Source organism: Burkholderia aenigmatica, assembly GCF_048627025.1.
Classification (GTDB): Bacteria; Pseudomonadota; Gammaproteobacteria; order Burkholderiales; family Burkholderiaceae; genus Burkholderia; species Burkholderia aenigmatica.
This window is the reverse complement of record NZ_CP184468.1, coordinates 1,925,420-1,940,804: the sequence shown is the minus strand read 5'-3', so window position 1 is coordinate 1,940,804 and position 15,385 is coordinate 1,925,420. Positions and strand designations below refer to the sequence as shown.

The window sequence follows — 15,385 nt, the reverse complement described above, 5'->3', positions numbered from 1 at the left end:
CGACTGCAAGCGGTCCATCCAGGAGATTTCGATGACGTGCGAAAAGTGTCGCAGCTTTGGTGGAACGCGCTCCAACTATGAATATCTGGGTATAAATATTTCCAGGCACGCGGAGTTGTACCAGTGCAAGCATTGTGGGCAATTTCTGGAGATTGTTGCGGAAGCTCGAGCGCCGTCTTTTCTTGCGCTCGAGCAGGCCAAGGAACATTTCCCGGATGCTCGCAAAGCGCTCGAAAAGAATGCGTCGCGAAAGTGAGGGGTGGCGGACTGAGCGAAATCCGCTGATGGCCAGGAGGTCGGTACTGGTTTGGCATCGTGATTGGACGAACAAGACTTTGGAAATGGGAGCGAAATTGCTTGAACGGACGGGTCACGGGGCTGTCTGCCACGCTAAAAACTTGATTTGACATAATCATAGTTATCGACATTTTTGTTGTAGGAGCAAAGTAGTAATGTCGCATCTGAGCAAAGTTGAAATGTCGTAGTTCGAGGGTTTCGGCGCATGCTGGCGGCGGTTCGAACTGCCGGAGCGCATCGTGGGCCAACCTGGACTGATCACCATGAGCATGCGGGAGCTGGATCGTCTGAAGGTCGTGGAAGCCGTGATCGAGCAGCGTCTGATGCCTTGGCGAGCCGCGGAGCGGCTTGGGATCAGTCGACGGCAGATTGAACGGCTGGTCGCCCGGTATCGGGCTGCTGGCCCGGCCGGTCTGCTTTCGCAGCGCCGTGGCCACGCGAGCAACCATCAACTGCCCGAGGATTTGGCGCATCGTGCCTTGAGCCTGGTTCGGGAGCGCTACGCCGATTTTGGGCCGACGCTGGCCTGCGAGAAGCTTTGCGAATGCCATGGGCTGCAGTTGTCGAAGGAAACCGTCAGGAGGCTGATGACAGACGCTGGGCTCTGGATTCCGCGCCGGCAACGACCGCCGAAGGTCTACCAGCCGCGAGCGCGACGGGCGTGCCTGGGTGAACTGATCCAGATCGACGGCAGCGATCATCGGTGGTTCGAGGAACGGGCGCCGGCCTGCACGCTGCTGGTGTATGTCGACGACGCGACGAGCCGGCTGATGCATCTGCACTTTACGGCAACCGAATCGACCTTCAGCTACTTTGAGGCGACGCGGGCGTATCTGGAGCGCTATGGCAAGCCGGTGGCGTTCTACAGCGACAAGTACAGCGTGTTCCGCAGCCCGAATGCGGGCAAGACCGGCAGCAGCGTGACGCAGTTTGGTCGGGCGATGTATGAACTGAACATCGACACGTTCTGCGCGAACAGCAGTTCAGCCAAGGGGCGTGTCGAGCGAGCCCATCTGACGTTGCAGGACCGGCTGGTCAAGGAGATGCGCTTGCGCGGGATCAGCACGGTAGCCGACGCCAACGCGTATGCGCCCTCCTTCATCGCCACGTATAACGCCCGCTTCGCGAAGCCACCACGCAGCGACTTCAATGCGCACCGGCCGCTGCGTAACGATGAGAATCTGGATCGGCTGATGACCTGGCGCGAAACGCGCCGGGTATCGAAGTCACTGACGGTGTTGTACGACCGTGTGCTGTATCTGCTGGACGATACGCTCGAGAATAGGAAGCTGGTTCATCGCTATATCGACGTCTGGGAGTACCCGGACGGACGGATCGAAATACAGGCCGATGGCGAGGTATTGCGATGCCGCCTTTACGACAAGCTGGCGGAGGTTGATCAAGGCGCGATCATCGAACACAAACGCTTGAGTCACGCGCTGCAGGTCGCTGAAGCGATCCAGGCGCAGCGCGACAATCGACGGATCTCGGGATCGCCGTCGCGCGCCAATCGGGGGCTGCCGGTACGCGCCAAGGCATCGTTGCCCGGTGCCAAGAAGCAGCGTGCGTTCACCGAAGCCGACATCGAAGCAGCCATCCTGCAGGTCGCTTCGCAGACACATCAAGCAGAGTCGAACCGGCGGTCTGCCAAGGCCCGTGGGTGAACGTAAGCGCCCTGCTGCTTCAGGCTCGGCGCTTCAACACTGCATGACGGAAAACCGATGAAACATGCGACATCTGTATTTAGCTGGCGCTACGACATCTGAATCCGGGTATGACATTTGTTTGTAGCAGCCATATCCTAATGTCGTGTTCTGGCTATTTACAGATGTCGTGTTTTTGACCGCTGGCATGCTGGACGGCTCGTTGAGCAAGCGCGGAGCCGACCATGCAGCCAGCCGGATTGGTGACATTGACGATGCGAGAGCTTGATCGACTCAAGGTAATCCAGGCTGTGGTAGACACGGGTTTGAAGCCTGGACGTGCAGCCGAACGGCTGGGCCTGAGCGTGCGCCAGGTGGAACGGCTGGTCATCCGGTAGCCGGGTTCCTGGAGCGGATGTGCGACAGTGCCTTGCCCGTTCTTCCGCTACGAGCAGTTGCGTCGCGCGCGTGTCGAAGCGATCGCGGCGGCGGCGGCAAGGACCAACACCCGAATCGCCACAAGGTCGTGGGAGCCCGACCCGGAATCACGAATCAAGGGGGCGAACGATCCGCCGGCTCGGCGGACAGGCTCCTCAGCATGTCGGCAAACATGCTCGCCGCGCGGGTTCGCCCTGTCCTGTTCGACCATAGCAAGCCCAGATCACGCGACAGCTCAGGGCCCGTTATGCGCAACAGATTGACGTGTTCGAAGCGCGCACCGGCGCTTTCGGGAACGATGGCGGCAAGCTGTCCTTGCGCCGCGACGGCGAGAAGCGACTCGGCGGTATCCATTTCTACGGCGACTGCCAGATGTGCGCCGACATTTCTGAACGTTTCCTCGATCAGGATTCGTGTCGAAAATCTCGAAGTGAGCAGTGCCAGCGGGATCGAATCGAGTGCTTTCCACTGGATCCGGTGCTTCTTCGCGAGAGGATGGCTTCGGCCGACCGCCAGCACGAGTCGCTCCGTGAACAGATACTCCGATTCGACATCGTCGCGCGACGCGGGATGAAATGCGATGCCGAGGTCAAGCGCGCCCAGCGCCAGATTGTCTTCAAGCTCCGCCGCTAGAAGATCCCGAACCGAGATCCGCACTTTCGGATACCGCTGATTGAAGGTCGCAACGGCATCCGGCAAGAATGCAAGCGGAAACACGGGGATTGCACCGAGGGTGAAAGTACCCGCCTCGAGTGCCTTGAGTTCCTGCACGGCCCGTTTGGCGTGCATCGCTTCGTTGCATGCCCGAGCCGCGTAGTCGCGAAAAATGCGGCCTGCCTGCGTGAGCCGGATGCTGCGCCCGACCCTGTCGAACAGCGCGGCACCCAGTTCCTCTTCGAGCTGATGCAGCGCGTGTGACAGCGTGGATTGCGCGACGTACATCGTTTCGGCGGCCCGCGACAGGTTGTTCAGTTCAGCGATGGCCAGAAAATAGCGAAGGTGTCGCAGTTCCATAGGTGCCTGCCGTGGAGTTTTTTCACGATGCCGCGCACGCCCGAGAGAGCGGGCAATTCGATTGCGCCAGCGTAGCAACATCGATCGATACTGTCGAACGAATCCATCCAATTAATTCATTTTTTAGATCGTCGACGCTCACCTATCATCCGTCTTGTTGTCGGTAGTGGGCGCATGCGGCACGAGCGCGACCTGGCTGACAGCGCCCGAACCCGTGAGATTCAATCCGGAACATGAAATGAGCGACGCAATTTTACGACACCCGACTCCCCTGTCCCGCGAGGAATCCTGGGCTCGCGAATTCTCCGAAGCGATCGAAGTGCCCGCAGGGGCGAAAACCATAACGTTGAGCGGTGTAGGCGCGTTGCCGTCCAATCGGGATGCCGGGTCGCGCACGGTCGAGTATTTCGGCGACATGCAGACGCAAACAAGAAGCGTCCTGGACCAGATTCAGCAGATCCTGGAAGCCAGGGGATATGCACTTGGCGATGTCGTTGCTGTACAGGCCCTGTTCGTCGCGGATCTGGCGAATGACGGCATGCCGGACTTCGACGGCTTTTCAACGGTCTATCGCAACTACTTCGGGTCAAAAGCACAACCGAATTTGCCTGCTCGCACTCGCGCACAAGTTGTGCGGTTGGTCGAGCCGGGCTGGCTGGTCGAAGTGACCGTCACGGCAGCGAAGGTCGTCAACACCTGATACACACCCGATGTGTCGGCAACCCGCTCGACAATTGTGAAGGCGCGGCGCTTCAGGGCGGCGTGCGCCGAAGCGCGAATGTGAAGAGTGCTCACGGGTGCCGGGGATGTGCCGCGCCGCGGCCTGCCGATCAGTTCAATTCCTTGTCGTCGTCAGGATTCCAATTGACGTCAACGACTCGTGCGGATGAACTGGCGGGACCGAAGATCGCGAAACTGACGGCAGCCAGCAACCATGCCGCCAGGCCGCCGTAAAGCATGACCGAGCCGAAGCCATGAACGAGCGCGTCGTGGGTAATGCGCCCGGACGGATCGAGCGTCGGCAACACAGGGGCGAATTGCGCAAGGTGGGCAAGATTGCCGGTGGCAATGACCTCGGTCAACGCGCGTAATTGCAGGCCATCTGGAGCATCCGGCCAGGCGCTTTTCAGATACGCGAAGATGCTTTGAGACAAGATCGATCCCATCAATGCAATGTTGATCGCGAACGTGATCAGCCGCGCGCTCATGTCGATACCGGCGGCCATGCCTGCGCGGTCGCTCGATATCGAGCCCGTGACCGTATTGGTGACGGTCGTGTTGGTGAAACCGAGTCCGCACCCCGCTACCAGGCAACCGGGAATCGCGGTGAGCCAGCCGGCATTGGCCGCGCCGCTTCCGATCCGGATCAGGAAAAGGCCCAGGCCAATGGTGAACAAGCCAGCGGGAATGATCAGGCGCGGGTTGTACCGAAGCATCAGTCGTTCCGCGAGCGGCGGCATCACCAGCGTAGGAAGCGTATAGGCCAGCAGGCATGCGCCGGCGACGACGGGCGTGTAGCCCAGTGCACCCTGAAAGTAGATCGGCAGATAGATATTGAGCGGCCAGAAGCTGACATTCATCGCGATGGAGCCGACGAGCGCGCCGGAAAGCGGACGTATCCTGAATACGGAAAAATCGAACATCGGTTGGGGATGCCTGAATTCGATCACGATGAATGCAACGAGGCTGATCGTTGCCGCCAGCAAGACACCCATGCTGCCGGTGAAGCCGGCAGACGATCCTTGTGTAATGAAAAAGGTCGCGCCAAGTACCGCGAGCACCAGCGTGAACAGCCCCGCGAAATCCAGCTTCGTTTCGTGGCGATTCCTCGATTCTTCAACGTGGTTGAAAACGAGCACGCCGGTCAGCCCGGCGAGCAGCACGTGTATCAGGAAGATCCAGCGCCAGTTCGAGAGCGCCACGATCAGGCCGCCGACAAGCGGCCCCAGGCCGAGGCCGATGCCGAAGACCAGCCCCCAGATGGCAAACGCCCGGCTACGCGCCCTTCCCGTCTGGAATTGATGCGACAGCACCGCTATCTGGGAAATGATCATCGCACCGCCGCCCAGGCCCTGGAGGAATCGGCTGACGATCAGGAAGGACATGCTTTGCGCGAGACCGCACATCAGGGACGTCACTGCAAACCAGGCAAGACTCAGGACGAACATGCGCTTTCGCCCGTAACGATCCGCCAGTGTGCCCGTGACCATCAGGACGGTCGTGCAGGCGATGGTGTAGGCATTCATGACCCACTGCATGGACTTGAAATCGCCGTGCAGGACGGTCTGCAGCGTGGGGAGGATGACCGGCACACTGGATATTTCCAGGTGAAACATGACGCCGGCCAGACTGACCGCAGTCAATACGACGGCATGCTTGCGGGTATCGGAGATGAACATGGCTCGCTCGATTCGGATGGATATGAAGGGGCGAACAGCAGGGAAACGACTCAAGTTCGCCAGGCCATCCTACAAGCCGGTTTATCGTGGATAAACGGGATGCGATTCCATACAGAATGAACCTGCCTGTCCGGAATAATTCACACGCCGATGATGAATAACCTGAACTGGGTGCAATCGTTCGTGCGGGTCGCCGATACCCGCAGCTTTGTCGCCGCGTCCCGGCATTTGGGCGTATCGGCTTCTGCGGTCGGCAAGAATGTGGCACGGCTGGAAGCGCACCTCGGCGTCAGGCTGTTTCACCGCAGTACGCGCAGCGTGGCGCTCACCCCCGAGGGCGTCATTTTTCTGGATCGGTGCCGCCGCATACTGGGCGAGCTGGATCTTGCGGAGGTCGAGCTTCAGCAGCGCGCCGGCGCACCTCGCGGCAAGTTGCGGATCAGCCTGCCGCTCACCAGCGTGGTGACGCCGCAGCTCCTGTCCAGGTTTCATCGACGTTACCCGGAGATCGAGCTGGAGGTGGATTACTCCGATCGGCTGGTCGATGTGATCGACGAAGGTTTTGATGTCGTCGTTCGTTCAGGACAGCCGCGGGATTCGCGCTTGATCACACGCGTGCTGGGATCCTGCCGCCGTATCATCGTCGGGTCGCCGGACTATTTCGAACGGTACGGCATACCGGAACGACCTCGGGATCTCGAGCATCATGCGGTGCTGCTGTATCGATATCCGAGTACCGGGAAAATCCAGCCCTGGCCGTTCCCGGATGGAACGCCGATGGCCGAGATCAAGCTCAAAGCGGCCGCCGTCTCGAACATGAGCCCGTCGCTTCTCGCGTTGGCGTGTGACGGCGCCGGCATCGCCTGCCTGCTGGACCATGAAGTCAAAGACAAACTCCGGGACGGATTCTTGCGCCCCGTCCTCGAAGGGGACGCCGCGCCTTCCGTGACCTACCGGATTCTTTGGCCGCCGAGCAGGCAGCGCTCGCCGAAGGTAAGAGCGTTCGTCGACTGCATCACGGAAGAGGCAGCGTTGCACTAGCGGCTACTTTCTCGTCGCTTTCCGGTACGGATACATCACGGAAAGCGCGCGGGCGAGCGCTCGCTGCGACGAACCTTCGCCCGCACCGTCCGTGTCTTCCCGATATCGCAAAAGAACGGAACGCGCGGAGGCCGGCGGACCAGCGCGTCCCCGATGCGAGTATCGAAAGCGTTGCATCCCGCTTTGCGCCGCCGACCGTTGCGGAAGGGTTTGCGTCGGTTACCCGGATCCAGGGCGACTGATGCAGAACATCCAGCGCGAGCGACAGAATCGTCACGAACGCTGTTTCCGGCTCCGGTGACCGCCTGAACCCAAGCGACCGCGGCGCGACCGAACGCATCGCGCGAGGTCCGCAATCAATTCACCTGCCCCCGCCGTACCCCTACCCGGCAACGACCACTACTGCCGGCACCGCCCCGGCCCGTGCCCTCGTCTGCTTGACGGCATCACCGGCGCGTCGTCCGAGGCCGCGCAGCTTCGTCACCGCTTCGCGGCGGCGCCGGGGCCGAACGGCGGACGGGCGAGCCAGACCACCGCGATCACGGCGAGATACACGCAGCCGAGCGCGAACGAAACGTCGTTGAACGAGATCTGGTATGCCTGCGCGTCGACCAGGTTGCCCAGCAGCGTCGCCGCCCGCTGCGGATCGCCACCGCCGAGCCGCGCGACCTCGGTCCGCACGGCCGGATCGAACGGGCTCACGTGCTCGCTGAGCTGCGCATGGTGCAGGATCGCGCGCCGATCCCACAGGAACGACGTGATCGACACCGCGAAGCTCGCGCCGAGCGTGCGCAGGAACGTCGACAGGCCGGAGCCGGCGGCGATCTCGTCCGGCTTCAGGTCCGACAGCAGGATGCTGTTGATCGGCATGATGAACAGCGCGAGGCCGAGGCCCTGCAGCAGCTGGATCAGCGCGATGTGCGTGAAGTCGATGTCGGGCACGAAGCCCGCGCGCAGGAACGATGACGTGCCGAGGATCGCGAACGCGCAGCACACGAGCATGCGCATGTTGACGCGCGCCGCGTACTTGCTCATGAACGGCGTCATCAGCACCGGGATCACGCCCATCGGCGCGACGGCGAGCCCGGCCCAGAACGCCGTGTAGCCGAGCGTGCGCTGCAGCCACTGCGGCACGATCACGTTGACCGCGAAGAATGCGGAGTACGCGAGCACGAGCGTCAGCGTGCCGGCCGCGAAGTTGCGATGCGCGAAGAGCCGCAGGTTCACGATCGGATTCGGCTCGTTGAGCTCCCAGATCAGGAACAGCGCGATGCCGAACGCGGCGACCACCGACATCACGACGATGAACGTCGAGTTGAACCAGTCGGCCTCGTTGCCTTTGTCGAGCACGATCTGCAGCGCGCCGACGCCGACGATCAGCGCGGCGAGGCCGACATAGTCGACGCGCGCGGCAACGGTCGTCTCGACGCGGGCACGCATCTGTGCGAACACGCACATCGAGGCGAATACGCCGATCGGCAGGTTGATCAGGAACGCCCAGCGCCACGAATAATGCTCGGTGACCCAGCCGCCGAACACGGGCCCCGCGATCGGCGCGACGACGGTGACCATCGCGATCATCGACAGCGCGAAGCCGCGCCGCTGCGGCGGGTAGATCGACAGCATCAACGCCTGCGTGGTCGGGATCATCGGCCCCGCCACCAGGCCCTGCAGCGCGCGGAACGCGACGAGCTGCGGCAGGTTCTGCGCGAGGCCGCACAGGAGCGACGCGAACGTGAACGCGAGCGTTGCCCACACGAACAGCCGCACCTGCCCGATGCGCTTGACGAGAAACCCGGTCAGCGGCAGCGCAATCGCGTTGCTGACCGAGAACGTCGTGACGACCCACGCGCCCTGCGTCGTGCTCACGCCGAAGTTGCCGGCGATCGTCGGCAGCGATACGTTCGCGACGGTGCCGTCCAGCACCTGCATGAAGACCGCGAGCGCGAGGCCGAAGGTCGTCAGCGCGACGCTCGACGGACGAAAGCCGCTGTCGGCGGCTGCCATCGGGGCGCTCATCGCCCTGCCTCCGCGCGCCCTGCCGCCGGCAGGTTCGCATGGATGACATCGGCGATCAGGCTGTCGGCGCGTGCGAGCTCGTCGCGGTACACGTCGGTGTGGAATACCGGATCGCGCTGCTCGCGACGCGACAGCATCTCGCCGCTACGGTCGTGCTGGTCGACGCGTGCGTGCATCGACAGGCCGATGCGCAGCGGATGCGCGTCGAGCTGCGTTGGATCCGTCAGTTCGATGCGGACCGGCAGCCGCTGCACGATCTTGATCCAGTTGCCGGTCGCGTTCTGCGCGGGCAGCAGCGAGAACGCGCTGCCGGTACCGACCCCGAGGCTCTGCACGCGGCCGGTATAGCGCACCGCGTCGCCGTACAGGTCGGCGCTCAGTTCGACCGGCTGCCCGATACGCATGTGTTCGAGCTGCTTCTCGGTGAAGTTCGCGTCGACCCACAGCTCGCGCAGCGGCACGACCGCGAGCAGCGGCATGCCGGACGACACACGCTGCCCGACCTGGACCGTACGCTTCGCGACATGGCCGGTGACGGGCGTGACGACGTCGGTGCGTGCATGTGCGAGGAAAGCGGCACGCAGCCGTTCGGCCGCGGCCTGCACGTCGGGGTGCGACGCGACCGCGGTGTCGTCGATCAGCGCCTTGCTCGTCTGGTGCTGCTCGCTCAGCGTCGCGAGCGCGCTCTGCGCAGCCGCGTACGCGCTTTGCGCGGACGTCAGCGTGTCGCGTGCATGCGCGAGTTCCTCGCGTGAAATCGCGCCGGAGCGGCCGAGATCCTCGCGTCGGCTGTAGTCCGCCCTCGCCTTGTCGAGCGCGGTGCGTCGCGTGTCGAGTTCGGCGCGTGCGCCGCCGATGCTGTTCGCAAGCCCGCGCTCGTTGCTGTACAGGCCGCGCACCTTGCGGACCGTTGCCGCGAGATCGGCCTTCGCGGTCTCGAGCGTGATCTGCGCGTCGCTCGGGTCGAGACGGACGAGCGGCGTGCCGGCGTGTACGAGGTCGCCGTCGTCCGCGTCGATCGACACGACGGTGCCGGTCACCTGCGACGTCAGCTCGACGACGTTGCCGTGTGCGTATGCGTTGTCGGTGGATTCGTACCAGCGTCCGGCGATTGCGTACCAGATGCCCCAACCGACGAGTCCGAACGTGAATACGGTGACGAGCGCGCGCACGAGGTGCTTGCGTCGCGCGGGCGGCGGCGTCGCGGGCGCGGCCCCGCCCGGTGCCGGTTGCGTGCGGGTGTCCGACCCACTCGGTACGCGCGGTGCGCCGGTGTGATCGGCAGCCGGCTGCTGTCCGGCTCGGGTGGATTCGGCGGCGGCCGGCCGCGCGGGAGTCTGCAGGGAGTTGTCGCTGCTCATGGTTCGATGTCAGGGATGGTGGGTAGGTGTGGTGGCGAGCGCGGCGTCTTCCGGCTCGGCGCGGAAGCCGCCGCCGAGTGCGGCGACGAGCTGCAGTGACTGGTCCGCTCGCTGCGCGCGCAGCGCTGCGACCTCGCGGCTCGCGACCAGCAGTTGCTGGCGCACGACGAGCGCGTCGAGATAGCTGCCGACGCCGGCCCGGTAGCGCGCGTCCGCGAGCCGCCACGCATCGGTGGCCGAGTCGAACGCATGCCGCTGCGCATCGGCCTGCACGGCAAGCGAATGCAGCCGGTGCAGATCGTCGGCGACCTCGCCGATCGCCCCGATCAGTGCTTTGTTGTAGCCGGCAACCGCCAGGTCGTATTGCGCGTCGCGCCTGCGTAGCACGCCGCGCCGTTCGCCGCCGTCGAAGATTGGCAGGCTCACGGCCGGGCTGGCGTTGTAGGTGCGCGACGCGGCCTGAAACAGCGATGCGCCGCCGCGCGTCGCGAGCCCGATCAGCGCGGTGAGACTGACGTTGGGCAGGAAATCCGCACGGGCGGCCGTGACATTGCGGCTGGCTGCCTCGACCCGCCAGCGCGCAGCGACGAGGTCGGCGCGCCGGCCGAGCAGCGCGGCCGGCAGGTCGGCCGGCACCGCGAGCGCGGCGGCAGGCAACGGCGCGGGACGGACGAGCGCGAGGCCGCGATCGGGGCCCGCGCCGAGCAGGATCGCTAGCGCGATGCGCGTGCTGTCGATCGCCTGCGCGGTGCGGGCCTGCTCGCGCGTCGCGGCCGCGACTTCGCTTTCCGCCTGGCGTTGCTGCGCGACGTTGTCGATGCCTTTCGTGACGCGCTGGCGCGTGAGCACGAGCGCTTCGTCGGCGCGCGTGTATTCGGCCTGCGCGACGTCCTGCTGATCAAATGCGTACGCGAGATTCACGTAGGCGCGCGCAACGTTCACCGACAGCAGCACGCGTGCGGCTTGCGCATCGATCTGCGCGGCGCGCGCTTCGCCGAGTGCGGCTTCCCACGCGGCACGGCGGCCGCCCCAAAGATCGAGATCCCAGCTCAGGCCGAGATTGATCTCGCGCGTGTGGCTGAAGAAGCCGCCGCCCTCGCCCGACGAGAACTGGGTGCCTGACAGCCGCTCGGCCTTCGCGCTCGCGCGGCCGACGAGATGCGGCAGCCGCGCGGCCTGCGCCTCGACTACCAGCGCCTGCGCTTCGCGGGCGCGCGCATCGGCAGTCGCGAGATCGGGGTTGCCGGCGAGCGCCTCGTCGATCAGGGCAGTCAGTTGCGCATCGTTAAGCGCACGCCACCAGTTGGCGGCCGGCCAGTCGGCGGCCGGCGCATGCGCGAGGCTGCGCGATGCGGCGAGCGCATCGGCATTGCGCAACGTGCCGGCCGGCGCGAGCCCGTCGCGGTTCGCGCACGCGCCGAGCATGACGAGCGCCGCGGCGGCTGCCATTCGCGACACGCTACGCCGCGCGCCGGCATGGTGTGTCCAGGGAGCAAGTGCTGCATGCATCGCATTCCTCTGCTTCGTATCGGTTTGAACATGACACGCATTGTTGGACGCTCCCGGACAAAGCTGATAATGTTATTTAGACAAAAAATAATGAATTCCGGCCATGCCCATCCGAGACCCTTCTCCCCCGCGCACCGTGCAGCGCGTCGACTCCGATCCGAGCGAGCGCGAGGACGGCCCGTCGCTGATCGCCGTCTGGGGCGAAGACGACGGCAGCAATACGTACCGGCTCGGCACCCGTGAGGTCGACTGGCACAGTCATCTGCGCGGCCAGGTGTTCTGCGTGGAAAGCGGTTTCGCACACGTGCGCACGCCGCACGGTTCGTGGCTGCTGCCGCCGCATCGCGCGGGCTGGATTCCGCCGGGTGAGCAGCACAAGGTCAGCATCAGCGGTGCGTTGAGCGGCTGGAGCGTCGTGATCGCACCGGCCGCGAGCCGGCGGATGCCGGGCCGGCCGTGCGTGATCGCGATCACCGAGCTGATGCGCGCGCTCGTGCGGCGCGCGGTGTCGTGGGCTGACCAGGATCGGCTCGATGTCGAGCAGGCGCGCATCAGCGTCGTGCTGCTCGACGAGATGCGTCGCGCGCCGCACGAGCCGCTGCACCTGCCGATGCCGCGCGACCGGCGGCTGCTGCGCATCGCCAACGGGATCCTCGGGCAGCCACACGACAGCCGCACGCTCGAAGCGTGGGCGGAATGGGCCGGGTTGTCCGCCCGCACGCTGAGCCGGCTGTTCGTCGCGGAAACCGGCACGAGCTTCGCGCAATGGCGTCAGCAGGCGCGTCTGACGCATGCGCTCGAACGCCTCGCGAATGGCGAGCGCGTCGCCGAAATCGCCGATGCGCTCGGCTATGCGACGCCGAGCAACTTCATCGCAATGTTCCGTCGCGCGTTCGGCGATTCGCCCGCGCATTACTTCGCGAAGCGCGCGCAGCCATAACGCGGCGCGGCTTTGCCCCGCTCCTATCCCCCTGCCGGTACAGCACCTGCCTTGACGTCGCTACAGCCGCCGCGCGACCGGCCGACGGGCTGACGATGTCGTGCCGGTACGCGTGAGCGCGCTGGATTGAATGCGGGTGCAGCGTATGGTCGCCCTCCCCTCCATCGAATCGATCGAGGAATACACGGGGATGGGCCGGGAAGTCGAACACCAGATGCGTTTTTGAAACGGCGAGTTTGGATATTTAATGGAGCTATTGTGATAAGAAAAGTTATCCAAATGGAATCGCCATGATCGAAACCAGACCATTCGAAAACGCCGGTCCGGCAACTCCACCGGACCGGAAAAACGCGTGAAATGACCGAGGCATGACGCGCATGGTCGCAACCGGGCGAATGTCAGCGCCGCGTGGCGAAGACGTCGATGCCGGTCAGTTCGGCGGACAGCGCCCAAAGGCGGGCGGCCTCTCCGGGATCGATCGCGTGCGGTCGCACCCCTGCTTCCTCGTCGCTCGTGGTCACGGTCGCGATGTCGCAATCCTCGCAGTAGACCCCGCCGAGATGTGCGAGGCGTGACGACGTCGCCGCCCACACCTGGGTCGCGGCACCTTGTGCGGTTGTCTTGAAAGTCGGATCGATGGGCGCCCCGTGCTCGTCCACCCAGCCTTGCGCCATCATTTCCGCGTGGGTCAGATGCCGCTGCAGCGGCGTGGCGATCTTGCCCGGATGCAGCGAGTAGGCCCTGACGCCGCTGCGCGCGCCGAGCGCATCGAGCTGCACCGCAAACAGCGCGTTCGCGGTCTTGGACTGTCCGTATGCGAGCCATTTGTCGTAGCCATGCGCAAACTGGACGTCGTCCCAGCGGATCGGCGACAGCCGATGCCCCAGCGACGACACCGCGACGATGCGTGCGCCGTGCCCATGCGCGAGCACGGGCCACAGTCGGTTGACGAGCGCGTAATGGCCGAGGTGGTTGACCGCGAACTGCGCTTCCCAGCCATCGCCGACGCGCGTCTCGGGGCACGCCATGATGCCCGCGCTGTTGATCACGATGTGCACGTCGCGCCGTGCGTCGACGAAACGTGCTGCGAATGCGGCTACGCTGGCCAGATCGGCGAGGTCGAGCGCGGTAATCTCGACGCCGCTCAGGCCGTGCGTCGCGGCCCGCGCGGCCTCGGGATCCCGTGCACCGACGACGACGTTCGCACCCGCTTGCGCGAGTGCGCGCGTCGTTTCGAGGCCCAGGCCCGAATGGCCGCCCGTCACGATCGCGGTCTTGCCGCCCAGATCGACGCCGGCCAGCACGTCGCTGGCAGTCGATGCGGAACTGAAGCCGGAATGCACGGGTATCTGATGACTCGTCATGGAAGACTCCTGAAGTGATGCATGGCGCTCGCGGCCGGGCGTCGGCCGCGTCGATGCATGGCATTCATTGTCGGGTGACGTTCCTGGACTGTGAATGCAATAAACTCCGGTTTTTCGTCGAGATCGTCCGAGGGGTGCATGGATCCGCTATCGGAGGTGCTGTCGCTGCTGGAAACGCGCGACTCCTATTTCACGGGCCTGCGCGCCGGTGGAGACTGGGCGATCGCCCTTCCCCCGCCCGACGGGATCAAGTTCAATGCGATCGTCGAAGGTTCGTGCTGGCTGACGGTCGATGGTGCCGGTCCGCCCGTCCGGCTGCGCGCGGGCGATTGCTTTCTGCTCACCGCGCCTCGCGCGTTCTGGCTGGCGAGCGATCCGGCCGTCGCGCCGGTGGCCGCGGCGGAGGTGTACGTGAATACCGAGAGCGGCATCGCGCACTACGGCGAGCCGACGAATTGTTTCCTGATCGGTGGCCGCTTCTCTTATGAGGACGGGGCGCAGCTGTTGCTTGGTGGCCTGCCTCCGGTGGTTGTCGTGAACGGAGAGTCGGAGCAGGCGGCGGTGATGCGCTGGGCGTTGCAGCAGCTCGCACACGAATTCGGCGCGTCGTCGCCGGGGGCGTCGCTCATGGTCAGGCAGCTCGGGCACATGATGCTGGTGCATATCCTTCGGCTCTACGTGACCGAGGGCGCGCCTGACGACACCGGATGGCTCGCCGCATTCGGGGATGCGCGGGTCACGGCGGCGCTCAGCGCGATTCACGCGGCCCCGGCACGACGCTGGACCGTCGAGGATCTTGCCGCGTGCTGTCATGTATCGCGTTCGACGTTCGCGCTGCATTTCAAGCGACGGATGGGATTCGGGCCGCTCGAGTACGTGCTGCGCTGGCGGGTGCAGCTCGCGATGCGCGAACTGCGCCGCTCGAACGTGTCCGTGTCGGCGATTGCGCAGCAGCTCGGTTACGACTCGGATAGCGCGTTCGGACACGCGTTCAAGCGCATCGTGGGTTGCTCGCCGCGCACCTATCGCGGTCTCGGCATCGATCCGGCCGGCTGAAATCCGGCTGCAACCCGGGGCAGGCGACGACAGCCGGCTCGCGAATCTATCGCCGTTCGCACTGCACCCCGATCACCACGCTATTTCCGTCGGACACCCTTACTGCCCGCGCTCCCGGCCGGTGACGCGGTTCACGCATGTGCCGCGCGACGGCAGCCTCCCTCCTCCCGATTTGTTCCCCCGACGCAAGACTGTTGCTCCACGGTGGGTGTTCGAGATCGTGACCGGCGCGCCTACAGTTGGTCCATCGGATTCATTGATCCGGTCGGCACCGAAGCCGAGAACCATTCACCTATCGAGGCAT

The 15,385-nt window shown here is 64.7% G+C and carries 12 protein-coding genes and 1 pseudogene; 7 read left to right on the top strand and 6 right to left on the bottom strand.

Going from position 1 to position 15,385, the window contains the following annotated elements; all coding sequences use genetic code 11:
• Positions 1 to 31: 31 nt before the first annotated feature.
• The 3 genes and pseudogenes from ACN8ZM_RS09080 to ACN8ZM_RS09070 form a co-directional block, all read left to right on the top strand.
• Complete coding sequence (locus tag ACN8ZM_RS09080) at positions 32 to 256, top strand: hypothetical protein (protein ID WP_420209837.1); 225 nt, start codon at positions 32 to 34, stop codon at positions 254 to 256.
• Between the two features lie 304 nt (positions 257 to 560).
• Positions 561 to 1,961, top strand: coding sequence for an ISNCY family transposase (locus ACN8ZM_RS09075; protein ID WP_420210992.1), 1,401 nt, complete (start codon positions 561 to 563; stop codon positions 1,959 to 1,961).
• Positions 1,962 to 2,185: 224 nt separating this feature from the next.
• Positions 2,186 to 2,335 (top strand): annotated as a pseudogene (locus ACN8ZM_RS09070) (helix-turn-helix domain-containing protein); the annotation flags it as partial.
• Between the two features lie 157 nt (positions 2,336 to 2,492).
• On the opposite strand, the gene ACN8ZM_RS09065 reads toward ACN8ZM_RS09070, so the two are convergent.
• Complete coding sequence (locus ACN8ZM_RS09065; RefSeq protein WP_051889838.1) at positions 2,493 to 3,392, bottom strand: LysR substrate-binding domain-containing protein; 900 nt, start codon at positions 3,390 to 3,392, stop codon at positions 2,493 to 2,495.
• A 238-nt stretch (positions 3,393 to 3,630) separates the two neighbouring features.
• Here ACN8ZM_RS09065 and ACN8ZM_RS09060 point away from each other — a divergent pair, with 238 nt between their 5' ends.
• Positions 3,631 to 4,092 (top strand): RidA family protein, encoded by a 462-nt coding sequence (locus tag ACN8ZM_RS09060; RefSeq protein ID WP_420209836.1) that lies wholly within the window; start codon positions 3,631 to 3,633, stop codon positions 4,090 to 4,092.
• Positions 4,093 to 4,222: 130 nt separating this feature from the next.
• Here ACN8ZM_RS09060 and ACN8ZM_RS09055 read toward each other — a convergent pair whose 3' ends face one another.
• On the bottom strand, positions 4,223 to 5,791 hold the full coding sequence (locus tag ACN8ZM_RS09055) for an MFS transporter (RefSeq protein ID WP_420209835.1): 1,569 nt from the start codon (positions 5,789 to 5,791) through the stop codon (positions 4,223 to 4,225).
• Between the two features lie 153 nt (positions 5,792 to 5,944).
• Between ACN8ZM_RS09055 and ACN8ZM_RS09050 the strand changes: the two genes are divergently transcribed.
• Entirely contained in the window at positions 5,945 to 6,832 is an 888-nt protein-coding gene (locus ACN8ZM_RS09050) for a LysR substrate-binding domain-containing protein (RefSeq protein WP_089450707.1), read from the top strand.
• Between the two features lie 480 nt (positions 6,833 to 7,312).
• Here ACN8ZM_RS09050 and ACN8ZM_RS09045 read toward each other — a convergent pair whose 3' ends face one another.
• The 3 genes from ACN8ZM_RS09045 to ACN8ZM_RS09035 are packed head-to-tail and all read right to left on the bottom strand — an operon-like array spanning position 7,313 to position 11,661.
• Positions 7,313 to 8,851, bottom strand: coding sequence for a DHA2 family efflux MFS transporter permease subunit (locus tag ACN8ZM_RS09045; protein WP_420209834.1), 1,539 nt, complete (start codon positions 8,849 to 8,851; stop codon positions 7,313 to 7,315).
• The gene (locus ACN8ZM_RS09040) at positions 8,848 to 10,212 is read right to left on the bottom strand and encodes an HlyD family efflux transporter periplasmic adaptor subunit (protein ID WP_420209833.1); all 1,365 of its coding nucleotides are present in this window, start codon (positions 10,210 to 10,212) and stop codon (positions 8,848 to 8,850) included. The genes ACN8ZM_RS09045 and ACN8ZM_RS09040 overlap by 4 nt, the downstream gene beginning before the upstream one ends.
• A 9-nt stretch (positions 10,213 to 10,221) precedes the next feature.
• Complete coding sequence (locus tag ACN8ZM_RS09035) at positions 10,222 to 11,661, bottom strand: efflux transporter outer membrane subunit (protein ID WP_420209832.1); 1,440 nt, start codon at positions 11,659 to 11,661, stop codon at positions 10,222 to 10,224.
• 163 nt (positions 11,662 to 11,824) lie between these two features.
• Between ACN8ZM_RS09035 and ACN8ZM_RS09030 the strand changes: the two genes are divergently transcribed.
• Positions 11,825 to 12,661, top strand: a complete 837-nt coding sequence (locus ACN8ZM_RS09030; protein WP_420209831.1) for an AraC family transcriptional regulator — start codon at positions 11,825 to 11,827, stop codon at positions 12,659 to 12,661.
• Between the two features lie 398 nt (positions 12,662 to 13,059).
• Here the strand turns inward: ACN8ZM_RS09030 and ACN8ZM_RS09025 are convergent, their stop codons facing one another.
• Positions 13,060 to 14,025 carry an SDR family NAD(P)-dependent oxidoreductase gene (locus ACN8ZM_RS09025; RefSeq protein ID WP_420209830.1) on the bottom strand — a complete coding sequence of 322 codons (966 nt, stop codon included), beginning with the start codon at positions 14,023 to 14,025 and terminating at the stop codon, positions 13,060 to 13,062.
• Positions 14,026 to 14,163: 138 nt separating this feature from the next.
• On the opposite strand from ACN8ZM_RS09025, the gene ACN8ZM_RS09020 reads away from it, so the two are divergent.
• Positions 14,164 to 15,081, top strand: coding sequence for an AraC family transcriptional regulator (locus ACN8ZM_RS09020; RefSeq protein ID WP_420209829.1), 918 nt, complete (start codon positions 14,164 to 14,166; stop codon positions 15,079 to 15,081).
• Positions 15,082 to 15,385 lie beyond the last annotated feature (304 nt).